We start from the raw sequence: 21,425 nt of genomic DNA on the forward strand, positions 1-21,425 counted from the left end.
CCGTGAGCAAGCCCGTCGTACTCATCGCCGAAGAACTCAGCCCCGCCACCGTCGAGGCACTCGGTCCCGACTTCGAGATCCGCAACTGCAACGGTGCCGACCGCGCCGAGTTGATCCCGGCGATCGCTGATGTCGACGCGATCCTGGTCCGCTCGGCCACCAAGGTCGACGAGGAGGCGCTGGCTGCGGCGAGGAAGCTGAAGGTGATCGCCCGCGCCGGTGTCGGGCTGGACAACGTCGACGTCAAGGCTGCCACCCAGGCCGGCGTGATGGTCGTCAACGCGCCCACCTCCAACATCGTCTCCGCAGCCGAACTCGCGGTGGGCCTGATGCTCGCCGCGGCGCGCAACATCAGCCCCGGCCACGAGGGCCTGCGCAACGGCGAGTGGAAGCGCAGCAAGTACACCGGCATCGAGCTCTACGAGAAGACCGTCGGCATCGTCGGCCTGGGCCGGATCGGTGTCCTGGTCGCCCAGCGGTTGAGTGCCTTCGGCATGCAGGTCATCGCCTACGACCCCTACGTGCAGGCCGGTCGCGCCGCGCAGATGGGGGTCCGTCTGGTCGACCTCGAGACGCTGATGGCCGAGGCCGATTTCATCAGCGTGCACCTGCCCAAGACGCCTGAGACGGTGGGCCTGATCGGTGCCGAGCAGCTCGCGAAGGCCAAGTCCAGCCTGGTCCTGGTCAACGCCGCCCGCGGTGGCATCGTCGACGAGGGTGCCCTGTACGACGCCCTCAAGGAGGGGCGGATCGCGGCCGCTGGCCTGGACGTCTTCGCCAAGGAGCCGTGCACCGACAGCCCCCTCTTCGAACTCGAGAACGTGGTTGCCACCCCCCACCTAGGTGCCTCCACCGACGAGGCCCAGGAGAAGGCCGGCATCGCGGTGGCCAAGTCGGTGCGCCTCGCCCTCTCCGGCGAGCTGGTCCCGGACGCCGTCAACGTCCAGGGCGGCGTGATCGCCGAGGACGTGCGCCCCGGCATCGGGCTCACCGAGAAGCTCGGCCGGGTCTTCACCGGACTGGCCGGCGGTGCCGCGCAGCAGATCGACGTCGAGGTTCGCGGCGAGATCACCGAGTACGACGTCAAGGTGCTCGAACTGGCCGCCCTCAAGGGGGTCTTCGCTGACATCGTCGAGGACCAGGTCTCCTATGTGAACGCTCCGCTGCTCGCCGCCGAGCGGGGCATCGACGTACGCCTGGTCACCGAGGCCGAGAGCCCCGACCACCGCAATCTGATCACCATCCGCGGCACGCTCGCCGACGGCACCCAGGTCTCCGTCTCCGGCACCCTGGTCGGCATCGCCCAGCGCGAGCGCCTGGTCGAGGCCAACGGCTTCGACATCGACGTGGAGCTGACCGAGCACCTTGCCTTCGTCCGCTACGAGGACCGCCCCGGCGTGGTCGGCACCGTCGGCGGCATCCTGGGAGGTGCCGGCGTGAACATCGCCGGCATGCAGGTCGCGCGCGACGGCAAGGGCGGCTCCGCCCTGGTCGCCCTCGCAGTGGATTCCACCATCCCTGCCGAGACCCTGGCCGAGCTGGGCGAGGCAATCTCGGCCGAGAGCGTGCGCGCGGTCGACCTGTCCTGACGTTCATCGGGGTGGGCCATGGTCGATGACCGATCGGTCATGATCCATGGCCCTGGGTGATCATCCACTCGGCTTTCGCTAGGGTTTCGGGTGCCCGGGTTGCAACGATTGATCCTGCCGCCGACGAACCCGACCAGGAGCCCAGTCGTGAACATCACCCGCATGGTCGTTGCCCTCTTGCTCGGCGTCGGCTTGCTCCCTGCCGGGGTGCTGGGACAGTTCGGCGTGGAGCGGGCCAGTGCCGCGGCGCCCACCGTTCGGCCGGTCCTGAACCTGCACGTGCACACCAATGGCCGGGTGCGGTTGACCGGGGAGACCCGCCTCAAGAGCGAGACGCTCTACGTCGAGCGCTACACCGTGTTCGACAAGAAGTACACGCGCATGCAGGCAATCACGAGCACCAACCACAGGTTCTCGGTGCTGATGCCGGCCCGGACGGTCTGGACGATCTACACGGTGCGGGAAGCGCGGACCGGCGTCCATTCACACCTGCGCAGCATCCAGCCGCGTTTCGATGCGTGTGGGCTGAGGCCGTTGCGCGGTGACGGCACGCTGTACTACTGCTCGTGGAACGAGGAGTTCAACGGCACCAGACTGGACGCCAGCAAGTGGTACGTGCACTCCAAGGAGACGCCGGTCAGCGGCAACCGAGCCGGCGCGGCCGCCTGCTACAGCCCGGACAACGTGAGCGTGAGCAACGGCTCTCTCCGACTCGTGGCCCGCTATGCGTCACTCCTCGAGTGCCCCGGGCTCACGGGCGCACTGAAGATCCTCACCTCGGGCCAGGTCTCGACGTACCGGAAGTTCTCCCAGAAATACGGCCGCTTCGAGGTCCGATCCCGGAACACGGCCACCACCAGATCGGGCTTGCATGAGGCGTTCTGGCTGTGGCCCGATGACCGCTACGTCGATGTGAGCAGCTGGCCGGTCAGTGGCGAGATCGACGTCAGCGAGACCTACTCCAACTACCCTGACCTCAGCGTGCCGTTCGTGCACTCGCGCCATGACGCCAACGGCCAGATCCTCACCGGACCGAACACGAACACTGCATGGCACTGCGCAGCCAGGCGTGGGGCATGGAACACCTACCGCCTGGACTGGACATCGAGGCGGCTCGACATCTACGTGAACGGCAAGTTGTGCATGACGCACGCCTCCGGCGACGCAGCCTTTGACCAGCCGTTCATCCTGGCGCTGACCCAGTTGGTCGGCAGCGGGACCAACACGTTCAACCTGCTCGCACCCCCGCCCATCCCGGCGACGTACGAGGTCGACTACGTCCGGGTCTGGAACTGAGACAAGCCGTACGCCGCGGCCTCAGGAGCGCAGCGCGGCGAGGAGCTTGATCCGGGCCCCGGTGCGCAGCACGCCGCGGCTGTAGAGCCGGCCGGCCAGCCAGACCAGCAGCGGCAGCAGGACCAGCGTCAGGCCGACCGCGAGCAGTGCCTCCAGCGTCGACGCGCTGCCGAGCGCGATCCGCATCGGCATCAGCATCGGGGAACAGAACGGGATGTAGGAGAGCACCACGACCAGGACGTTGTCCGGATCCCAGGGAGCCACCGAAACCCCGATGATGTAGGGGACCATCATCAGCATCATCACCGGCGTCAGCGCCGAGCCGACGTCCTCCTGCCGGGAGACCAGGGCGGCCAGCCCGGCCATGGCCAGCGCATAGGTCGCGTAGCCGAGGACGAACCAGACCAGCGCCCACACAGCGGTCGGTCCCACGGCCAGGGAACTGGTGTCGACCAGGCCGAACCCGAGTGCAGTGCCCGCAGCGGCGACCACGATGGCCACGACCTGGATCAGGCCGACAGCGCCGATGCCGAGGACCTTCCCGGCCATCAGTTGCCAGGGACGCAAGGTGGCCAGCAACAGCTCGACCACCCGGCTCGACTTCTCCTCGACCACCCCCTGGGCGACCATCTGACCGGTCGTCATCAGGGCCATGAAGATCAGGATCCCGGCGATGAATCCGGCCGCGATCTGGCCGCCGTCGCGCTCCGCGGGCTCCTCCAGGGCCTCGACGGTCGGCGCGGCCGTGGCGACCACCTCGCCGACCCGGCTGGGATCGCCACCGAGTTCCTCGATCTCACCACTGAGCGCCTGCTGCTGGGCCAGCGCAGCGAAGACACTGGTCAGGGAGGAGTTGAGTTCATCGGCGACCAGCAGGGAGACCTCCTCGTCAGCGGAGAGGACGAGCACGTCGAGATCCCCGTCGCGCAACATTTGCTCACCACGCTCGCGGTCGGCCACATCGACGATCTCGACCTCCGTCCCGGAGGCGGTCGAGACGGACTCCACCGGGCCACCCAGGGCAGCAGACGCGGGCAGTACGCCGACACGGTCCGGTTCCGAAGAGCCCAGGAACGAGTAGAGCACGCCACCGAGGATGATCGCGGCGACCGTGGCGATGGTGGTCCAGATGAAGGACTTGGCGAAGACCTTGGCGCGGATCTCGCGGCCTGCGACCAGGCGGATCGCCTCGACGGTGCCGAGCTGTTGGTTGCTCATGCGGTCTCCTCCTCGGTGGCCGCGGTGACGACGTCGCGGTAGAGGTCGGTCAGGGACGGACGCTGCTGGGTGAAGGTGGTCACCGGGCCCGCGGCCAGTGCGGCGGCGAGCAGCCGTTGTTCGGCGCCGGCCTCGGTCTCGGGTACCTCGACGACGGTGCCGGCTGCGTCGTCGGCGACCACCCGGAACCCGGCAGGGACCCAGGTGGCATCCGCGGGGCCCTGGACCACCCAGCGAGGGGTGTCATGGCGGGCCAGTTCGTCGACCGTGCCGACGGCAACCATCCGGCCGTCGCGGATGATGCCGACCCGGTCACAGAGCCGCTCGACCAGGTCGAGCTGGTGGGAGGAGAAGAGCACGGGTACGCCGCTCCCGGCCCGCTCGCGGAGCACCTCGCTCATCACGTCCACGGCGACCGGGTCGAGGCCGGAGAAGGGCTCGTCGAGAACCAGTGCTTCCGGCTCGTGGGTCAACGCGGCAGCCAGCTGGATCCGCTGCTGGTTCCCCAGTGAGAGGACCTCCACCGCGTCACCGATCCGCTCACCGACGCCGAGGCGCTCGGTCCAGCGCTCCATCGAGGCGCGGGCATCCGCCGCGGAGAGGCCGTAGAGCCGGGCCAGGTAGGCCAGTTGGTCACCGACCTTCATCTTCGGATACAGCCCGCGCTCCTCGGGCATGTAGCCGATCCGGCGCCGGTGGTCGGCGCCGACCGGTTCACCGTCCCACGTCACCGACCCGGAGTCCGGCTGCAGGACCCCCAGGATGATCCTCATCGTGGTGGTCTTCCCGGCCCCGTTGGACCCCACGAAGCCGAAGATCTCGCCCGGGGCGACTTCGAAGGAGGTCTGGTCGAGGGCGACCTTGTCGCCATAGGCCTTGGTCAAGCGGTCCACCGCGAGTCTTGGCATGGGGCACAGTCAAGCATGCCGCCCCATGAGCCCTGCGGCCGTGCGTCAGGCGACCATCACCTTGTCGCTGGTCCTGGCAACGCTCCGCGCCGGTGACGCGTCCCAGGCCGCGGCCATCCTGCGGACCGCCTCGCGCAGTTCGTCCGCAGGCCGTGCGTACGGGACCCGGACATATGCGTCGTACCCACCGTCGACGGCGAAGAGCGACCCGGGCGCGAGCGAGACACCGTGCGCCTCGGCGGACGCGGTGAACGCTCCCGCGCCGGCGCCGGGCAGGCGGCACCACAGCCCCAGCCCGCCCCGGGGCACCCGGAAGGACCAGGTCGGCAACTGGTCGCCGATCGCGGTGACCAGGGCATCGCGCTGCTCGCGCAGTCGGGCGAGATGGTCGGCCAGGGTCGGTGCGGGGTCGGCCAGGAGGTGGAGCACCGCGCGCTGTTCGAGCACGGGCACCCCGAGGTCGAGCGTCAGTCGGGCGGCAGCCAGGGCGTCCATCAGGTGATGGGGTGCCCGGATCCAGCCGACCCGCAGTCCGCCCCAGAAGGTCTTGGAGGCACCGCCCACGGTGATCGCCTGGCCACCGGCCCGGGAGACATGGGCGGCGAAGGGGAGTGGCATCGCCTGCCCGGCCAGGGTGAGGGCCTGGTGGGCCTCGTCGATGAGGGCGACGGCGCCCGTGCGCGCCACGTGGGCGGCGTACTCAGCGCGCTGCTCGTCGTCCATCAGGTTCCCGGTGGGGTTGTGGAAGTCGGGGACCAGGTGGGCCAGGCGTGGTCGGGTGCGGCGCAGCGCCGTGGCGACGGCGGGCAGGTCCCATCCGTCGTCGTCGACCGTCGTGGTGGCGATCCGGATCCCGGGGCGGGCCAGGGCGCGTGCCGCGTTGGGATAGCCGGGCACCTCGACCAGGATCCGGTCCCCGGGGGCGGTGCATGCTTGCGCGACGATCGCCGTGGCGGCCAGCGCACCAGGGGTGACCATCACCTGCTCGGGTTCGGTGGGCAGTCCGCGGGCGTCGTACGTCGCGGCGATCGCGGCCTGCAATTCGGGTAACCCCATCGGGTAGTAGCCGTGGTCGCTCAGGTAGCCGGGCAGGTCGGCCACGGCTGCGGCATACGCGGTGGCCACTCCGGGAGGTGCTGGTGCCGCTGCGCAGTTGAGGTCGATCATGTCGACGCCGTCGGGGACCCGCGGGGTGAGGATCCGGTCGGGTGCCCGGCGCGGACCGCCCGGGACCCGGGTGAAGGTGCCCGACCCGCGGCGCGCTTCGGCGTACCCGCGCTCGCGCAGTTCGGCATAGGCGCGGGTGACGGTGGTGCGACTGAGTGCCAGCGGCCCGGTCAGTTCCCGCTCGCTGGGCAGGCGGGTGCCGTGCGGGAGGCGGCCCTCGGAGATCAACCGGTGCAGCGCGGCGGCCAGGCCGGCGTAGGCGGGGGAGCGGTCGAAGTCGCCGACGAGACGGGCCAGGCGAGGGGCGGAGATGGTCGGGGACATGGAGCCACTCTGCCAGAAGTGGCTATTTGTTTGAAGGCCACTCGACGGGAGAATGGTGCACATGGCAACCGCTCCACCCCGGACCCGGCGCACCGCGCGTGAACTCGCCGACCTCGGACCACTGGCACAGTTGCGGGCCGGACGACTGCCGCGACGCCTCGTCCAGCTCCTCGTCGGACTGGTGCTGTACGGCGTCTCGCTGGGCCTGATGGTCCGTGGCGCGCTGGGCCTGGCACCGTGGGACGTGCTCCACTCCGGCATCATCCGCCACGTCCCGATCACGCTGGGCCAGGCCGTCATCGCGATGAGCTTCGTGGTCCTGCTGCTCTGGATCCCGCTGCGTGAGAAGCCCGGGATCGGCACCCTCCTCAACGCCGTCCTGGTCGGGCTCTCGGCCGATGCCACGCTGGCCCTGCTCGACGAGGCGGACCCGATGGTGGCCCGGGTGGCGCTGATGGTCGCCGGCGTCGTGCTCAACGGGCTCGCCACCGCCCTCTACATCGGGGCGCAGTTCGGGCGCGGTCCCCGGGACGGGCTGATGACCGGGCTTGCGCGGCGTACCGGATGGTCGCTGCGCCTGGTCCGCACCGGGCTGGAAGTCACCGTCGTGGTCGCCGGGCTCCTGCTCGGTGGCGTGCTCGGGGCGGGGACCATCCTCTATGCGCTGGCGATCGGGCCGCTGTCCCAACTCATGCTGCCCGCCTGCATCGTCGACCTGCCCGGAGTAGCTGATCCGGGCTGATCAGCGTGCCGTGCCTGTGGGCGCTGATGCCTGCGGGGCTCGGCTACGGCAGACCTCGTGCCTCGGCCTACCTCCGCCTCACTCCTCGGATCAGCGCCGGGTCGCCACGATGGCGGAAGCATCGGGCGCGATCATCACCTCGACGGCGGTGAACCGCTCGTCGGTGAGCCACTCCTCGCGGAGCGTGTCCACCCGGCCATCCGTGATCGGCGGCCACATCTCGCACGGCACGAAGTCGTCGAGCACCACGATGCCGCCCGGTTCGACCAGGTCGGCGATCGAGTCGACCCCCACCTCGGAGGGGATCCCGGCATCCATGAAGAGCAGGGAGAACGGGCCGCGGTCGTGCAGCGTCGACCAGTCGGCGGCGAGCACCTCGACCGAGTCGTCGTCGGCGAAGATCTCCGCGGCGGCGCCGGCCAGCTTCGGGTCGAGCTCGGCCGAGATGATCCGGGCGCCGGACGGTACGCCGCTGCGCAGCCAGGCGGTGCCGACCCCACAGCCGGTGCCGAACTCGGCCAGCGTCCCGGAGCGGGTGGCGGCCAGGGTGGCCAGCAGGCGACCGGTCTCGTTGCGGCAGAACGAGACATAGCCGGCCTTGCGGGAGACGTCGAAGGCGCGCGAGACGATCTCGGGGAGGTCGGGAGGTGCGCTCATGGAGTCGAGTCTTCCATCCCGGGATCGGCGTCTCAGATCCTGAGCAGTTTCGTGAAACCCGGTGCACGGCGCGCGGGGACCGGCGTACCCTCGACGCATCATGCGGAGCGTGTTCGTACTCATTCACTGCCGCGGCGAGGCCTGAAGAAGGCCACCTCGCCGTGGCGAGTGGTGTTTCACGGGCCTTCGACACATCTGAATGTTGAACGCCCCGCGGCGGATCCCACCCGTTGATTCCAGCGTGATCCGCGATCTCCAGGTCCTGGCGGACCGAATCGGCACCGTGTGACCCATGGTTCCCTCCCCGTCCCGTCGCGGGGCGTTCTTCGAGCACCACCGAAGACACCCTGACCGATCGAGACAACGACGGAGGAAAGACGATGTATGAGATGTACCCCGACTGGAGCCTGCAGGAGTGGGGACCGGCCAAGAACGATCCCGACAGCCCGCAGAACAGCTGGTATGCGCCGGTGACTCTTGACCAGCGAGACAAGGCCGACTTCCGGCCCGACGACAACTAGATTCCACCCCATGACTTCCACTCCTCCTGCCACCTCGACCAAGCTCGCCATCATCCCCGGCGACGGCATTGGTCCCGAGGTCACCGACGAGGCCCTCAAGGTCCTCGACGTGGCCGCACCCGCCGGGCTCAAGTTCGAGCAGACCCGCTATGACCTCGGCGCCGAGCGCTACCTCGCCACCGGCGAGGTGCTGCCCGAGAGCACCCTGGAGGAGATCCGCAACCACGACGCGATCCTGCTCGGCGCCGTCGGTGGCAAGCCGAACGACCCGAACCTGCCGCCCGGCATCCTGGAGCGGGGCCTGCTGCTGAAGCTCCGCTTCGAGCTCGATCACTACGTCAACCTCCGCCCCTCACGGATCTTCCCGGGCGTGGTCTCGCCGCTCGGTGAGCACATCATCGGCGGGCGCGAGGTCGATTTCATCGTGGTCCGCGAGGGCACCGAGGGGCCCTACACCGGCAACGGTGGCGCCCTGCGCGTCGGTACGCCGGCCGAGGTGGCCACCGAGGTCAGCGTCAACACGGCGTACGGCGTGGAGCGGGTGATCCGTGACGCGTTCGCCCGTGCCGAGCGCCGCCCCCGCAAGAAGCTCACCCTGGTCCACAAGACCAACGTCCTGGTCAACGCCGGTTCGGTGTGGTGGCGGCTCTTCGAGTCCGTCGGCGCCGAGCACCCCGACGTGAGATGCGATTACATGCACATCGACGCGGCGATGATCCACATGACCAACGACCCCGCGCGCTTCGACGTGATCGTCACCGACAACCTCTTCGGCGACATCATCACCGACCTTGCTGCTGCCATCACCGGCGGCATCGGCCTGGCGGCCTCCGGCAACGTGAACCCGGACCGCACCGCCCCGTCCATGTTCGAGCCCGTGCACGGCTCCGCCCCCGACATCGCCGGCCAGCAGAAGGCCGACCCGACCGCGGCGATCCTCTCCGCGTCCCTGCTGCTGGACCACCTCGGCCACCCCGAGGCGGCCGCGGTGATCGAGGAGGCCGTGCTCGCCGACCTCTCCGAGCGCGACCCCGCCGTTGTGCGGCGTACCGCCGAGGTCGGCGACGCGATCGCGGCCCGGGTGGCCGGCTGACGCAGGGCGGAACACTCCACGGGCATCCGGGGCAGACCCGGGTGCCCGTCTCCTTCAACCGACCCCGAAAGGTGGGTATAGCGTGGCCACCATGCAGATCAGCACCACCCTCTCCACGGAGACGGTCGACGACGCCCGCCTTGCCGAGATCCTGGCCAACCCCGGCTTCGGCATCCACTTCACCGACCACATGTTCACCGTCGAGTGGACGCCGGAGAAGGGGTGGCACGACGCCCGGATCACGCCGTACGGACCGCTCAGCCTCGACCCGGCCACGGCCGTGCTGCACTACGCGCAGGAGACCTTCGAGGGGATGAAGGCCTACCGGCGCGAGGACGGCTCGGTGTGGACCTTCCGCCCCGAGGCCAACGCAGCCCGGATGGCGCGCTCCTCGCAACGGCTCGCCTTCCCGGAGTTGCCCGTCGACGACTTCGTCGCAGCCGTCGACGCGCTGGTCCAGGTCGATGAACGCTGGGTGCCGGACGGTGAGGGGGAGAAGAGCCTCTACATCCGTCCCTTCATGATCGCCACGGAGACGTTCCTCGGGGTGCGACCCAGCCAGCACGTCACCTTCATGGTGATCGCCTCGCCAGCAGGTGCCTACTTCAAGGGCGGGATCAAACCGGTCAGCCTCTGGCTCACCGAGGAATACACCCGCGCGGGCCGCGGCGGGATGGGCGCGGCGAAGACCGGCGGCAACTACGCCAGTTCCCTGGTCGCCCAGCAGGAGGCGACCGCCAACGGGTGCGACCAGGTCGTCTTCCTCGACGTGGCCGAGGGGAAGTACGTCGAGGAACTCGGCGGGATGAACATGTACTTCGTGTTCAAGGACGGCTCCATCGTCACCCCGGCAACCGGGACGATCCTCGAGGGGATCACCCGCTCCTCCATCATCCAGATCGCCGACGGGCTGGGGCACCAGGTGACCGAGCGGCGCTTCTCCATCGACGAGTGGCGCGACGGGATCACCTCGGGTGACATCGTGGAGATCTTCGCCTGCGGGACGGCCGCGGTGATCACCCCGGTCGGTGCGCTGAAGTGGGACGGCGGCGAGGTCGGTGCGCCCGCATCGCAGGAGCTGACCATGCGGATCCGCCAGGCGCTGGTCGACGTGCAGTACGGCCGGGCCGAGGACAGCTTCGGCTGGATGCACCACGTCGTCTGAACCCGTCGTTCCATCTACCGCGCCCTTGTGGTGACCTTGCACCCCGCCGGCCCGGTGCACAGACACGTGGACCGGGCGTTACATGGGGGCGGCGTGGCGTGGGGGCGGACTGGGTAACCTCGCCTCGTGATGACTGACCGGGCTCCGTCGCCGATGAGGGTGGGGGACTACGTGCTGCTCTCCCGCATCGGTGAGGGCGGGATGGGCGTGGTCCACCTGGCCCAGGGGCCGAGCGGCAAGCGGGTCGCGATCAAGGTCCTGCGCCCCCACGTGGTCGGTGACCAGGAGGCACGCGAGCGCCTGGCCCGGGAGGTCCGTTCGCTGACCCGGGTGCGCAGCCGGCGCGTCGCCGAGATCGTCGACGCGGACCCGTGGGGCCCGATCCCGTTCGTGGCGACCCGCTATGTCCCGGGGTCGAACCTGCACGACCACGTACGCCGCACCGGCCCGCTCTCGGGCGACGACCTGCTCGAGTTCGCCCGCGGCCTGGCCGAGGCACTGCATGCCGTGCACCGGGTCGGCGTACTGCACCGCGACATCAAGCCGTCGAACGTGTTGATGGAGGGTCGCAGCCCGGTGCTGATCGACTTCGGCCTGGCCCGCCTTGCCGACGACCACAAGGTGACTCGCACCGGCTATCTCCTCGGCACGCCGGGCTACCTGGCGCCGGAGGTCCTGCAGGGGCACGAGCCGACACCGGCTGCCGACGTCCATTCCTGGGCGGCCACGGTCGCCTACGCCGGCCTGGGGCGAGGCGCCTTCGGGACCGGGCCCGCGATGGCGGTGATGGACCGGGTACGTCGTGGCGAGCACGACCTGACCGGGCTCGGCTACGAGGTGCTTGCGCTGGTCGATGCTGCCCTCGACCCCGACCCGGCCCGGCGTCCCGCGCTGGCCCAGTTGATCGGCCAGCTGGGTGGCGAGGTGACGCGGGAGCGCCAGGACGCACCGGAGCACGAGTTGCCGACGATGGCACTGGCCGGGCAGGCCCCCAGCCCCACCCTGCCGCCGACCCGGCACCTGGCGGAGCCGACAGCGCCGCCCCCGGCGCCGACCCGGACCAGTTGGGTGGTGCGGGCGCGCCGCTGGTGCTTGGGCATCGCCCTAGGCGCCTTCACCGGCTGCCTGATCGCCGCCGCACCGTGGCTCGGCATGAGTGTGGTTGCCCTGGTGGTCGTGGTGGCCCGCAGCTGGTCACTGTCGACCACGGCGTCACGCGCCCGGCGTGCCCGGCGGGGCGCCAGGTGGTACGACGTCAGCCTCGATGTCGTCTCGGCTCCGTGGCACTTCATGGTGACCTTCCCACTCAGTCTGCTGCTCCTGTGCTGGGGAGCGATGCTGGCGGCCTGCTGGGTCCTGGTGCTGTTGCTCCTGGACGTGGGCGACGTCGGCCTCCTGGCCACGGCTGGCATCGTGATGGCCGTCGCGACCTGGACCGGCCCGGGGGCGTCCCGGCTGCGCCAGCCGCTCCAGGAGGTGGGCCGCCCGATCGCGGACAACGTGATCGCCTGGATCTCGGTGATGGTCGTCTTCTCGATCCTGTGCAGCGGGACCCTGGCGCTGGCCACACTCGGGGTGGAGTGGTCCCCGTTCGAGCATGCCCCCTGGGACGGCTCGTCCTGGCTGGGTCGCCTCTGAGCCGGCGGCCCAGGCAAATCCCTCAGCCGTTGGGCAGCGCGACACGCTGCCCGGGCACCCGGCTGCGGGCCACGCGTTCGTGGTGCTCGCGGGCCAGGCGGCGCAGGGCAGACATCAGCGGATCGGTGAGGATGGTGCCCAGCGCCAGGTGGGCGGGGCGCTCCCCGGGAGGGAGTTTCCGGGAAGCCTCCACGTCGTGCCGTGCCACGTGGGCCGCTGCCTCGGCACAGGCCTTGAGCCTGCCGTGGTCGACCTCCAACCCGATCGCCCCGAGCGCCGCCAGCGCCTGGGCCAGCGCCGCCAAGTGGGGCGAGTCGGGGGCAACGTGCCAGCCCAGCGCGGTGATCGCCTCGCGGGCGGGCGCCAGGTCGACCTGCTGGGTGGGCTCCGCGGCGACGATCCGGTCGATTCGGTCCAGGTCGTCGGCCGAACCGGCCTCGTCGCGACCGGGATGGTCCACCGCGTCCAGGACCCGCTGGATCTCGGCCAGGGAGAGGCCACCGACCTCGAGCAGGGCCCGGATCGTCCGGAGCCGGAGCAGGTGCGTCTCGTCATAGCGGGCTTGGGTGGCACCGGTGGCCAGCCCCGGATGCAGCAGGCCGCTGCGCAGGTAGAACTTGACCGTCCCCACGGGCAGGTCGGCACGCTCGCTGAGCTTGCTGATCCGCATGGTCTTCGAGCCCTTCGCCGAGGTCACGTCCGCTCAATATAGGGCGGTCGGGGTGGTCTCCACAGGAGAATGACAAAGGTTGTCGGGGATGCGGATTGCGGGCTCGCCCCGACACGGATGCCCGATCCGTGGCACACTGGAGGGGTGCGAGCGAAGGACATCATCATTGCCTAGCGCGTCGGGAACCCCCGCCGCGCTGCCTCTCGTGACCCGGGAGGCTTTTTCTTTGCCCGTTCCTCGACGCACGACCGTGGCAACCGATCCGAAGCGAGATGAAGAGTGATGGACCTGCAGGGTTCCTTCCACGTCTACGACACGACGATGCGTGACGGCGCGCAGCAGGAGGGGCTCAACCTCTCCGTCGCCGACAAGCTCAGCATCGCCCGGCTGCTCGACGAGCTCGGGGTCGGCTTCATCGAGGGTGGCTGGCCCGGTGCCAACCCGAAGGACACCGAGTTCTTCCGCCGCGCGGTCGACGAACTCGAGCTGCGCCATGCGGTGCTGGCTGCCTTCGGCTCCACCCGCAAGGCCGGAGTGGCTGCCGCGGACGATCCGCAGATCGCCGCGCTGCGTGAGAGCCGCGCGCCGTGGGTGACGCTGGTTGCCAAGTCACACACCCGCCACGTCGAGCTCGCGCTGCGCACCACGCTGGAGGAAAACCTGGCCATGGTCCGCGACTCGGTCGCGCACCTGGTCGCCGAGGGCCAGCAGGTCTTCATCGATGCCGAGCACTTCTTCGACGGCTACCGCCTGGACCGCTCCTATGCCCTCGAGGTGGTCGGCGCCGCCATCGAGGCCGGCGCCGAGGCCGTGGCCCTGTGCGACACCAACGGCGGCATGCTCCCGCACTGGGTCACCGAGGTCGTCGCCGACACCATCGCCACCACGGGCGCCCGGGTCGGCATCCATGCCCACAACGACACCGGTTGCGCCGTGGCGAACTCGGTCGCCGCGGTCGAGGCCGGCGCGACCCACGTCCAGGGCTGCATCAACGGGTACGGCGAACGGACCGGCAACGCCGACCTGGTCACCATGGTCGCCAACCTGGAACTGAAGCTGGGACGCCAGGTGCTCCCCGAGGGCCTGCTTGCCGAATCCACCCGGATCGCCCATGCGGTCGCGGAGATCACCAACTTCCCGCCCTCCTCGCGCCAGCCGTACGTCGGCACCTCGGCGTTCGCGCACAAGGCCGGACTGCACGCCTCGGCGATCAAGGTCGACCCGAACCTCTACCAGCACCTGGACCCGGTCGAGGTCGGCAACGACATGCGCCTGCTGGTCTCGGACATGGCCGGTCGCGCCTCCATCGAACTGAAAGGCAAGGAACTCGGCTTCGACCTCTCCGCCGATGCCGAACTGGTCACCCGGGTCACCGCCAAGGTCAAGGAACTGGAGTCCCGGGGGTTCACCTTCGAGGCGGCCGACGCTTCCTTCGAGCTGCTCCTGGCCGAGGAGGTGGAGGGCCACCGCCCGTCGTACTTCGACGTCGAGTCGTGGCGGGTGATCACCGAGACCTCGCCCGCCGGCGAGGCGATCTCCGAGGCGACGGTGAAGCTGAAGGCCGGGGGAGTCCGGTTCGTGGTCACCGGCGAGGGCAACGGCCCGGTCAATGCGTTGGACCATGCGTTGCGCCAGGCGATCGGCCGGGCCTATCCCGAGGTCGCCAAGTTCGAACTGATCGATTACAAGGTCCGCATCCTCGACAACGGCCACGGCACCGATGCCACCACGCGGGTGCTGATCGAGACCAGCGACGGTGAGTCGTCGTGGGTCACGGTCGGCGTGGGCCACAACGTGATCGAGGCTTCCTGGGGCGCCCTGGTCGACGGACTCACCTTCGGATTGCGCCGCCATGACGTCGCCTGACCCGGCCGCGGGGCCGCCGTACTGTCGCCACTGCGGGGAGCCGGAAGCAGCCCGCGACCACAGCGACTGCGAACTGGCCGGCTTCCACGATGCGCCGCGATTCTGCCCGCAGTGCGCCGCGACGACGCGCCTGCAGACCACCCCGCTCGGCACGGTCGCCCAGTGTGCCGACCACGGCCAGGTCCGCCCCTGAGCGAGCGGATCAGCCTCCGAGCCAGGCCGGAGCGAGTTGCTGGAACTGTGCCGCTCCCAGCAGGCCGGCGCCGTCGGGGAGCACCCCGGTAACAGGTACGCCGGTCAACCGCGGCAGGTCATCGAGGTTGCGCTGCTCGGCGGTCCCGGCGCCCGCGGGCCAGGCGCCGATCACCAGCCCGGCAGACTCGATGCCCCGCTGGCGGAGGGCACGCACGGTCAGTTCGGTGTGGTTGAGGGTGCCCAGGCCGGCCCGGCACACCACGTAGACCTCTGCGCCCAGGACGTCGGCAAGGTCGAGGATCGTGCCGTTGGCCGTGTCCAGGCGGACCAGCAGGCCACCTGCGCCTTCGACGATGACCGTGTCGCTCTCGCGAGCCAGTGCCCGGATCCGGTCGGCATGGTGGGCGATGTCGGGCAGTTCGACGCCGCGGAGCCGGGCGGCGGTCTCCGGCGCCAGCGGGTCCGCCAGTCGCGCGAACTCGTGGACCGCACACCCCGCCAGGCGACGGACCACGGCCGCATCGGCCTCGTCGTCGGCCCCGGTGCCATCGTCCCCACTGTCACCGATCCCGGTCTGGACCGGTTTCACCACCGCCACGGTGCCGCGAGCCCGGGCAAGGACCGCCAGCGCCGCGGTTGCGATCGTCTTGCCGACGCCGGTGTCGGTGCCGGTGACCACCACGATCCGGCCGCTCATCCGCGCGCCACCGTGGTGATGCGCGCGACGGCACGGGCCCAGTCGGCCTCCGGCACGCCAGCATTGCAGGTGATCCGCAACCGCGAGATGCCATCGGGCACCGAGGGCGGCCGGAAGCAGCCGACCCGGATGCCAGCGGCCTGCAGCGCCACCTGGGCCTCCACTGCCGCCGCGGGGGAGGCCATCGGCACCGACAGCACGGCACCGACGGGGAGTTCAGCGCACCCCAGTGCCTGGCCGAGCAGGGCTACCCGCTCGTGGATCACCCGGGGCAGGTCCGGCTCGGCAGCAAGGTGGCGCAGGGCGGCCAGGGCACCGGCCGCAGCGGCCGGGGCCAGCGCGGTGTCGAAGATGAAGGAGCGGGCACTGTTGACGAGATGGTCGCGCAGCGTCGCCGGTCCGAGCACCGCCCCGCCCTGGGCGCCGAGGGCCTTGGAGAGGGTGGCGGTGACGACCACGCTGGGATGCCCGCCCAGGCCGTGCCCGGCCACCAGTCCACCTCCGCCCGGGCCGACGACCCCCAGGCCGTGGGCCTCGTCGACGACCAGCAGCGCTCCGTGCTCGGCGCAGGCCGCGGCGAGTGCCGGCAGCGGGGCTGCGTCGCCCAGGACGGAGAAGACCGATTCGGTGAGCACCAGGCAGCGGCGACCGGCAGCGGCGGCCAGGGCGGCACGGACCGCGGCCACGTCGTTGTGGGGCACCACCTCGACCCGGGCGCGGGAGAGCCGGGCGGCGTCGATCAACGACGCATGGACGTGCGCGTCGGAGATGATCACCGCTTCCCGGTCGGCCAGCGCACCGACCACGCCCAGGTTCGCCTGGTAGCCGGTGGAGAAGACCAGCGCGCTCTCGTGGCCGGTGAAGGCGGCGAGTTCCCGCTCGAGCTCGTCATGCACCGCCAGTGTTCCGGTGACCAGCCGTGAGGCTCCGGCGCCGGCTCCCCAGGTGTGCACTGCCGCGGCGGCTGCGGCGACGACCGCGGGGTGGCGGGAGAGCCCCAGGTAGTCGTTGCCGGCCAGGTCGAGGAAATCCTCGTCCGCGCCACGGGGGCGCAGGGCGCGGTGCAGGCCTGCTGCCGTGCGTTGCCCGGCGGCCGCGGCGAGCCAGCGGCCCCAGGTGTTCATCGGGCCCGTACGGCGGCACGCATCGCCGCCCCGATCAGGGACAGGTCGTCCGCGGTCGCGACGTACGGCGGCATCGCATAGACGAGGTCGCGTAAGGGGCGCAGCCAGACGCCGTGGGCGAGGGCGGCTTCGGTCGCGGCGGTGACGTCGACCGGCCGGTCGAGCTGGACCACGCCGACGGCGCCCAGGGTCCGTACGTCACGTACGCCGCGCTCCCCGCGCAGTGGGGCCAGGCCAGCAGCCAGGGCCGCCTCGATGCCCGCCACCTCACCGCGCCAGTCGCGGGCCAGCAACAGGTCGATCGAGGCCGAGGCGACCGCGCAGGCCAGCGGGTTGCCCATGAACGTGGGCCCGTGCATCAACACTCCCGAGTCACTGGCCGAGATGCCGGCTGCGATCGCGGGCGTGCACAGGGTGGCGGCCAGGGTCAGGTAACCGCCGGTCAGCGCCTTGCCGAGGCAGAGGATGTCCGGGGTGACCACCTCCGAAGCGAAGAGCCGTCCGGTGCGACCGAAGCCGGTGCGGAGCACGGCCAGTGCATCAGCGTGGGTGGCGTCCGCTCCGGCCAGGATCCGCATGGCCAGGTCGTGGAAGTCCGGACCGGCAGCGGTCGGTCCAGGGATGGTCGGGGTCATCTGCGGCCCCTCCGGGCGAGAGTCGGAACTGAACACCGTTCACCCTGCCTGAACGGTGTTCAGGTACGCCGGATGGGCGGGCTCCCCGGTGCGGCCTGACGCTGGTCAGTCGTCACCGATGCCACGGGCATCCAGCGCCTCACCCGTGGCGCGGGCGTGGGCGACGGCCCGGATCACCATCGGGACCAGCCGTGCCCGGGGACTGCGCTGCAGGCCGCGGGCAACCGCCGCATCCCGGGTCTGCTCGGCGATCTCGATCGTGGTTGGGATGGCACGCAGGGTGAGGGAGAACGCCAGCGAGACCTTCTCCGGGTTCACCCCCAGTCGCCGGAAGGGGTGCAGGCAACGGGTGATCGTGTCGAGCATGTCGTCGACCGCCGTCGTCGCGGTGAGCACCGAGGCCAGCAGGATCAACGCCACCAGGTCGCCGACCGAGTCCACGGCGCGCGCCCAGCTCTGCTGCCACACCAACCATGCACCGAGGAGGACGGCGACGATCGCGATCCGGCGCAGCACGCGCAGCGCGGTGGCCAATGGCATCCCGGTCCACACCACCAGTACGCCGGCGCCCGCCACCGCGCCCAGGGCCAGGGCGGGGGAGCGGAACCAGACCAGGTGCACGGCAATCGCGGCCAGGGCGAGCAACTTCGGCCCCGGCGAGCACCGGTGCAACCAGGTGTTGCCGGGCAGGTAGGCGCCGAGCACCACGCTGCTCATGGCAGGGCCAGGGCCCGGTAGTGCGCGACCGCCTCGGCGGCCGGGCCGTCGAAGACGACCCGTGCATCGTCGACGACCAGGGCGCGGTCGCAGCGGGCCGCCAGGTCCAGGTCGTGGGTGACCAGGATCAGCTGCTGTTCGAGGCCGAAGAGCAGGTCGGCGACCCGGCGACTGTTGCGCAGGTCGAGCAGGGTGGTCGGTTCGTCGGCGACCAGGACGGAGGGGTTCGTGGCCAGCACCCCGGCCAGGGCCAGGAGTTGCTTCTGGCCGCCGGAGAGGGTGTGCACGCTGCGCTCGCCGAGCCCGCCCAGGCCATAGGCGTCGAGCACCCGCTCGGCGGCGGCGAGGCGCTCGCCCTTGTTGCGGTGCTCGCGGCGCAGGGAGAGGGCGATGTCCTCGAGTGCGGTGGGCATCACCAGTTGCGCCGACGGGTCGGTGAAGGCGAACCCGACCTGGCGGCGTACCCGGGCACCGTGCCGGGCGACGTCGATGCCGTCCACGCTGACCCGGCCACTGCTCGGCGTGACCAGGCCGTTGACCAGTCGGGCCAGGGTCGACTTGCCGGCCCCGTTGGGGCCGATCAGGGCGATCCGCTGCTCGGTCAGCGACAGCGTCGTCTCGGCGAGGATGACCAGGCCGTCATCCCCGGGTGGGCTGACGGTGACCTGGTCGAACTCGATGGTGCTCACGCCGAGGTCGATGCCCCGGTGTCGACGGCCGTGGTGCCCGAGGTCGTCGTACCGCGGTCGAGCAGGTCGGGGAAGGCACGGTGCACGGCGGTGGCGACGAACGCCATCGCGATGTTCTTCAGCACGTCCCCGATCCAGAAGACCTTGTCCACGTCGAACGCCTGGGCCCAGGTCATGTCGGCGCGCAGCACCAGGCCGGCCATGCCGGCGGTGTGGATGAAGACCGCGCTGGAGAGGAGCCCGGCGGCGAAGACGAGCGGGACGCTCTGCTGGATCTTCTGGCGGGGGAGGCGCTGGACCAGGAAGCCGCACAGAGCTGCGGCGAAGGGGAAGCCGATCAGGTAGCCAGCGGTCGGCCCGGCCAGAACGCCGAGTCCGGCGGCCCCGTTGGAGAAGATCGGCAGGCCGGCGGCGCCGACGGCGATGTAGAGCACCACGGCCAGGAAGCCTCGGGTCGCGCCGAGGCAGGCGCCGGCGAGCAGGACCGCGAAGGTCTGCAGGGTGATCGGCACCGGACCGGCCAGGTTGATCGCGGGCAGGATGGCGGCGACGGCGATCAGGGCGGCAAAGCCGGAGATGAGCGCGATGTCGGTGGGGGTCGACGTACGACGGCTGGTGGTCATGGTGGAGTCTCTTCTATCGGGAGTTGGCCACCGCGGCCAACTGAACAGTGTTCGGGTGAACGGTGTTCAGGCTAAGGTATGGCGAGGACGAACGGGAAGGGAGCCCATGCGATATCGCAAGGCGGACATCGTGGCGCGCGCGCTGGAGGTGCTCGACGCCTATGGGCTGGCCGACCTCTCCATGCGCCGACTCGGCAACGAACTCGGGGTCCAGGCGAGCGCGATCTATCACCATTTCGCCAACAAGCAGACCCTGCTGGCCGCCCTGGCCGACGAGATCCTCGAGCGCGGCCGGAGGGAACGGACCGCGACAGCCTGGGACGAGCAGGTCCTCGAGATCGGCCGCGAACTCCGCGACGCGATGCTGGCCTGGCAGGACGGCGCCGAACTGGTGGCCACCGTGCGTGCCTTCGGCCTGGGCGCGTCCCGCCCCGCCGAGGACCTGGACCAGGCACTGGCCGGCTCCGGGCTCGACGAGGAGACCCGCCCGGTCGCGGTCAATACGGTGCTCCACTTCGTCTTCGGTGACGCGCTCGCCGAGCAGACCCAGATCCAGGCCAGCAGCGCCGGAGCGATCCCCGACGCCCCCCGGGAGGGATCGGACTTCGAACTCGGCCTGGCCCTGGTCGTCGACGGCATCCGGGCCCACGCCAGGCAGTCAGCCTGACGTGTGGCCACGCGCCTCGGCGCGGGTCAGCAACCGGCTGCTGCTCCAGGAGACCAGGACGGCGACCACGCCTGCGGCCACGGTCACGGCGAACGCCGGGCGCTGGCCATTCCAGTCAGCAAGTTGTCCAGCGATGGCGGCGCCGAGCGCATAACCCAGCCCGGTCGCCGCAGCCAGCATCGTCATCGCGGCCCCGACCCGGGACGCGTGGGTGATCCGCTCCCCGAGCTGGAAGGTGGTGATCATGTACGGCGCGATGCTGACGCCGAGCACCAGCAGGACCGGTGCCAGCATGCCGAGCGAGTCGACCAGCATCAAGGGAGCGGCCAGTACCAGCAGCGCGACTGCGAACCAGCGCAGCCGGTGCGGCAGGGCGAAGCGGTCCGGCAGGGCTGCCATGGAGAGCCCGGCCACCACGGACCCGACCCCGAGCAGGGCATGGAAATATCCGGTCAGCCCGGGCCGCCCGACCTCGGTGGCCAGCACCGAGGTGCCGGTCTGCACCGAACCGAAGACGGTGCCGATCACCAGTTGGGAGACGCAGAGCACGAGCAGGGCGGGGGTGAGCAGGCGTACGACGCCCTCGGCGGTGGTCTCGTGCGCGACGTGGGCCGCCCGCGCGGTCGGGTGCAGCGCGAACCAGGCGCCGAAGACGGCGAGCACCACGGCCGCCGCGGAGAGCGCTGCGGTCGGACTGGCCACGGACACGCCGAGGCCGATCAGTGCCGGGCCGAGCACGAACGACGCCTCGTCGGCCGCGCCCTCATAGGAGAACGCGACGTCAACCAGCTTCTTCTGGTGCGGGCCGCGTGCGGTGATCGGCCGCCACCGCACCCGCGCCATCGGCCCGACCTGAGGCATCATCAGCCCGGCCACGGCGCTGGCGACCGCCGACCACCCCCAGGCTGCTCCCACATGGGTGATGGAGAGCAGGGCAGCCAGGCCGGCGGCTCCGGCCAGCGACTGGGTGAGTACGACGCTGCGCTGGCCGATCCGGTCGGCCAGGCCGCCCCAGAACGGTGCGCCGACGGCGTTCGCGATCGCCAGCGCGCCGGCGCAGGCACCTCCTGCGCCGTAGCTCCCGGTGGTCCCTGCCACCAGCAGCAGCACGCCCAACTGGCTCATCGCCAGCGGGAGCCGGGCCAGGAAGCCGACCAGGACATAGACGGGGCCAGTCAGGCCGAAGAGGCGCTGGTAGCCAGCAAGGGGTGACACGGGTACTCC

At 70.6% G+C, this 21,425-nt stretch carries 22 protein-coding genes; 10 read left to right on the forward strand and 12 right to left on the reverse strand.

What is annotated here, in order from left to right; translation table 11 throughout:
* The first annotated feature begins 2 nt into the window (after nucleotides 1-2).
* Nucleotides 3-1,589, forward strand: coding sequence for a phosphoglycerate dehydrogenase (gene serA, locus Q9R27_RS12925; RefSeq protein WP_311252799.1), 1,587 nt, complete (start codon nucleotides 3-5; stop codon nucleotides 1,587-1,589).
* 147 nt (nucleotides 1,590-1,736) lie between these two features.
* A complete protein-coding gene (locus Q9R27_RS12930) occupies nucleotides 1,737-2,885 on the forward strand; it encodes a glycoside hydrolase family 16 protein (RefSeq protein ID WP_311252800.1) in 1,149 nt (382 codons plus the stop codon).
* A 21-nt stretch (nucleotides 2,886-2,906) separates the two neighbouring features.
* Here Q9R27_RS12930 and Q9R27_RS12935 read toward each other — a convergent pair whose 3' ends face one another.
* From Q9R27_RS12935 to Q9R27_RS12945, 3 genes are read right to left on the reverse strand one after another with little or no spacing between them, the layout of a single operon-like run.
* Nucleotides 2,907-4,103, reverse strand: a complete 1,197-nt coding sequence (locus tag Q9R27_RS12935) for an ABC transporter permease (protein WP_311252801.1) — start codon at nucleotides 4,101-4,103, stop codon at nucleotides 2,907-2,909.
* Nucleotides 4,100-5,011, reverse strand: a complete 912-nt coding sequence (locus tag Q9R27_RS12940; RefSeq protein ID WP_311252802.1) for an ATP-binding cassette domain-containing protein — start codon at nucleotides 5,009-5,011, stop codon at nucleotides 4,100-4,102. Before Q9R27_RS12940 ends, Q9R27_RS12935 begins: the two co-directional genes overlap by 4 nt.
* Before the next feature lie 45 nt (nucleotides 5,012-5,056).
* Nucleotides 5,057-6,502 carry a PLP-dependent aminotransferase family protein gene (locus Q9R27_RS12945; protein WP_311252803.1) on the reverse strand — a complete coding sequence of 482 codons (1,446 nt, stop codon included), beginning with the start codon at nucleotides 6,500-6,502 and terminating at the stop codon, nucleotides 5,057-5,059.
* Between the two features lie 61 nt (nucleotides 6,503-6,563).
* Here Q9R27_RS12945 and Q9R27_RS12950 point away from each other — a divergent pair, with 61 nt between their 5' ends.
* Nucleotides 6,564-7,244, forward strand: a complete 681-nt coding sequence (locus Q9R27_RS12950; RefSeq protein ID WP_311252804.1) for a hypothetical protein — start codon at nucleotides 6,564-6,566, stop codon at nucleotides 7,242-7,244.
* 90 nt (nucleotides 7,245-7,334) lie between these two features.
* Here Q9R27_RS12950 and Q9R27_RS12955 read toward each other — a convergent pair whose 3' ends face one another.
* On the reverse strand, nucleotides 7,335-7,901 hold the full coding sequence (locus Q9R27_RS12955) for a class I SAM-dependent methyltransferase (protein WP_311252805.1): 567 nt from the start codon (nucleotides 7,899-7,901) through the stop codon (nucleotides 7,335-7,337).
* A 380-nt stretch (nucleotides 7,902-8,281) separates the two neighbouring features.
* Here Q9R27_RS12955 and Q9R27_RS12960 point away from each other — a divergent pair, with 380 nt between their 5' ends.
* The 4 genes from Q9R27_RS12960 to Q9R27_RS12975 all read left to right on the forward strand — a co-directional run bounded on the left by Q9R27_RS12960 (nucleotide 8,282) and on the right by Q9R27_RS12975 (nucleotide 12,318).
* Entirely contained in the window at nucleotides 8,282-8,422 is a 141-nt protein-coding gene (locus Q9R27_RS12960; RefSeq protein ID WP_311252806.1) for a hypothetical protein, read from the forward strand.
* 10 nt (nucleotides 8,423-8,432) lie between these two features.
* On the forward strand, nucleotides 8,433-9,515 hold the full coding sequence (locus Q9R27_RS12965) for a 3-isopropylmalate dehydrogenase (protein WP_311252807.1): 1,083 nt from the start codon (nucleotides 8,433-8,435) through the stop codon (nucleotides 9,513-9,515).
* A gap of 91 nt (nucleotides 9,516-9,606) precedes the next feature.
* Nucleotides 9,607-10,680 (forward strand): branched-chain amino acid aminotransferase, encoded by a 1,074-nt coding sequence (locus tag Q9R27_RS12970; protein ID WP_311252808.1) that lies wholly within the window; start codon nucleotides 9,607-9,609, stop codon nucleotides 10,678-10,680.
* A 129-nt stretch (nucleotides 10,681-10,809) separates the two neighbouring features.
* Nucleotides 10,810-12,318, forward strand: a complete 1,509-nt coding sequence (locus Q9R27_RS12975) for a serine/threonine-protein kinase (protein ID WP_311252809.1) — start codon at nucleotides 10,810-10,812, stop codon at nucleotides 12,316-12,318.
* Between the two features lie 22 nt (nucleotides 12,319-12,340).
* Here the strand turns inward: Q9R27_RS12975 and Q9R27_RS12980 are convergent, their stop codons facing one another.
* Complete coding sequence (locus Q9R27_RS12980) at nucleotides 12,341-13,015, reverse strand: MerR family transcriptional regulator (RefSeq protein WP_311252810.1); 675 nt, start codon at nucleotides 13,013-13,015, stop codon at nucleotides 12,341-12,343.
* A 255-nt stretch (nucleotides 13,016-13,270) separates the two neighbouring features.
* Between Q9R27_RS12980 and cimA the strand changes: the two genes are divergently transcribed.
* Nucleotides 13,271-14,854, forward strand: coding sequence for a citramalate synthase (cimA, locus tag Q9R27_RS12985; protein ID WP_311252811.1), 1,584 nt, complete (start codon nucleotides 13,271-13,273; stop codon nucleotides 14,852-14,854).
* Nucleotides 14,841-15,047, forward strand: coding sequence for a hypothetical protein (locus Q9R27_RS12990; protein WP_311252812.1), 207 nt, complete (start codon nucleotides 14,841-14,843; stop codon nucleotides 15,045-15,047). The genes cimA and Q9R27_RS12990 overlap by 14 nt, the downstream gene beginning before the upstream one ends.
* Before the next feature lie 9 nt (nucleotides 15,048-15,056).
* Here Q9R27_RS12990 and bioD read toward each other — a convergent pair whose 3' ends face one another.
* From bioD to Q9R27_RS13020, 6 genes are all read right to left on the reverse strand, one after another.
* Nucleotides 15,057-15,746: a dethiobiotin synthase gene (bioD, locus tag Q9R27_RS12995; RefSeq protein ID WP_311252813.1), complete on the reverse strand. Its 690-nt coding sequence runs from the start codon at nucleotides 15,744-15,746 to the stop codon at nucleotides 15,057-15,059.
* Complete coding sequence (locus Q9R27_RS13000; protein ID WP_311252814.1) at nucleotides 15,743-16,870, reverse strand: aminotransferase class I/II-fold pyridoxal phosphate-dependent enzyme; 1,128 nt, start codon at nucleotides 16,868-16,870, stop codon at nucleotides 15,743-15,745. The genes bioD and Q9R27_RS13000 overlap by 4 nt, the downstream gene beginning before the upstream one ends.
* Nucleotides 16,867-17,505 carry an aminotransferase class III-fold pyridoxal phosphate-dependent enzyme gene (locus Q9R27_RS13005; protein WP_311252815.1) on the reverse strand — a complete coding sequence of 213 codons (639 nt, stop codon included), beginning with the start codon at nucleotides 17,503-17,505 and terminating at the stop codon, nucleotides 16,867-16,869. The genes Q9R27_RS13000 and Q9R27_RS13005 overlap by 4 nt, the downstream gene beginning before the upstream one ends.
* Nucleotides 17,506-17,610: 105 nt before the next feature.
* Nucleotides 17,611-18,222 carry an energy-coupling factor transporter transmembrane component T gene (locus tag Q9R27_RS13010; protein ID WP_311252816.1) on the reverse strand — a complete coding sequence of 204 codons (612 nt, stop codon included), beginning with the start codon at nucleotides 18,220-18,222 and terminating at the stop codon, nucleotides 17,611-17,613.
* The gene (locus Q9R27_RS13015; protein ID WP_311252817.1) at nucleotides 18,219-18,911 is read right to left on the reverse strand and encodes an ABC transporter ATP-binding protein; all 693 of its coding nucleotides are present in this window, start codon (nucleotides 18,909-18,911) and stop codon (nucleotides 18,219-18,221) included. The genes Q9R27_RS13010 and Q9R27_RS13015 overlap by 4 nt, the downstream gene beginning before the upstream one ends.
* On the reverse strand, nucleotides 18,908-19,534 hold the full coding sequence (locus tag Q9R27_RS13020) for a biotin transporter BioY (protein ID WP_311252818.1): 627 nt from the start codon (nucleotides 19,532-19,534) through the stop codon (nucleotides 18,908-18,910). The genes Q9R27_RS13015 and Q9R27_RS13020 overlap by 4 nt, the downstream gene beginning before the upstream one ends.
* A gap of 106 nt (nucleotides 19,535-19,640) precedes the next feature.
* Between Q9R27_RS13020 and Q9R27_RS13025 the strand changes: the two genes are divergently transcribed.
* Nucleotides 19,641-20,201 (forward strand): TetR/AcrR family transcriptional regulator C-terminal domain-containing protein, encoded by a 561-nt coding sequence (locus tag Q9R27_RS13025; RefSeq protein ID WP_311252819.1) that lies wholly within the window; start codon nucleotides 19,641-19,643, stop codon nucleotides 20,199-20,201.
* On the opposite strand, the gene Q9R27_RS13030 is transcribed toward Q9R27_RS13025, so the two are convergent.
* On the reverse strand, nucleotides 20,193-21,416 hold the full coding sequence (locus Q9R27_RS13030; RefSeq protein WP_311252820.1) for an MFS transporter: 1,224 nt from the start codon (nucleotides 21,414-21,416) through the stop codon (nucleotides 20,193-20,195). The genes Q9R27_RS13025 and Q9R27_RS13030 overlap by 9 nt on opposite strands.
* Between the last annotated feature and the right edge of the window lie 9 nt (nucleotides 21,417-21,425).

This window comes from Nocardioides sp. AE5, assembly GCF_031844485.1.
GTDB lineage: Bacteria > Actinomycetota > Actinomycetes > Propionibacteriales > Nocardioidaceae > Nocardioides.

Bases quoted from the DNA above. Each gene is read 5' to 3' on its own strand.
- Q9R27_RS13000 (WP_311252814.1), bottom strand. From the start codon at position 16,870: ATGAACACCTGGGGCCGCTGGCTCGCCGCGGCCGCCGGGCAACGCACG.
- Q9R27_RS13005 (WP_311252815.1), bottom strand. From the start codon at position 17,505: ATGACCCCGACCATCCCTGGACCGACCGCTGCCGGTCCGGACTTCCAC.
- Q9R27_RS13010 (WP_311252816.1), bottom strand. From the start codon at position 18,222: ATGAGCAGCGTGGTGCTCGGCGCCTACCTGCCCGGCAACACCTGGTTG.
- Q9R27_RS13020 (WP_311252818.1), bottom strand. From the start codon at position 19,534: ATGACCACCAGCCGTCGTACGTCGACCCCCACCGACATCGCGCTCATC.
- Q9R27_RS12935 (WP_311252801.1), bottom strand. From the start codon at position 4,103: ATGAGCAACCAACAGCTCGGCACCGTCGAGGCGATCCGCCTGGTCGCA.
- bioD (WP_311252813.1), bottom strand. From the start codon at position 15,746: ATGAGCGGCCGGATCGTGGTGGTCACCGGCACCGACACCGGCGTCGGC.
- cimA (WP_311252811.1), top strand. From the start codon at position 13,271: ATGGACCTGCAGGGTTCCTTCCACGTCTACGACACGACGATGCGTGAC.
- Q9R27_RS12940 (WP_311252802.1), bottom strand. From the start codon at position 5,011: ATGCCAAGACTCGCGGTGGACCGCTTGACCAAGGCCTATGGCGACAAG.
- Q9R27_RS12975 (WP_311252809.1), top strand. From the start codon at position 10,810: ATGACTGACCGGGCTCCGTCGCCGATGAGGGTGGGGGACTACGTGCTG.
- Q9R27_RS12950 (WP_311252804.1), top strand. From the start codon at position 6,564: ATGGCAACCGCTCCACCCCGGACCCGGCGCACCGCGCGTGAACTCGCC.
- Q9R27_RS12955 (WP_311252805.1), bottom strand. From the start codon at position 7,901: ATGAGCGCACCTCCCGACCTCCCCGAGATCGTCTCGCGCGCCTTCGAC.
- Q9R27_RS12965 (WP_311252807.1), top strand. From the start codon at position 8,433: ATGACTTCCACTCCTCCTGCCACCTCGACCAAGCTCGCCATCATCCCC.
- Q9R27_RS12945 (WP_311252803.1), bottom strand. From the start codon at position 6,502: ATGTCCCCGACCATCTCCGCCCCTCGCCTGGCCCGTCTCGTCGGCGAC.
- Q9R27_RS12960 (WP_311252806.1), top strand. From the start codon at position 8,282: ATGTATGAGATGTACCCCGACTGGAGCCTGCAGGAGTGGGGACCGGCC.
- Q9R27_RS13025 (WP_311252819.1), top strand. From the start codon at position 19,641: ATGCGATATCGCAAGGCGGACATCGTGGCGCGCGCGCTGGAGGTGCTC.
- Q9R27_RS12970 (WP_311252808.1), top strand. From the start codon at position 9,607: ATGCAGATCAGCACCACCCTCTCCACGGAGACGGTCGACGACGCCCGC.
- Q9R27_RS12990 (WP_311252812.1), top strand. From the start codon at position 14,841: ATGACGTCGCCTGACCCGGCCGCGGGGCCGCCGTACTGTCGCCACTGC.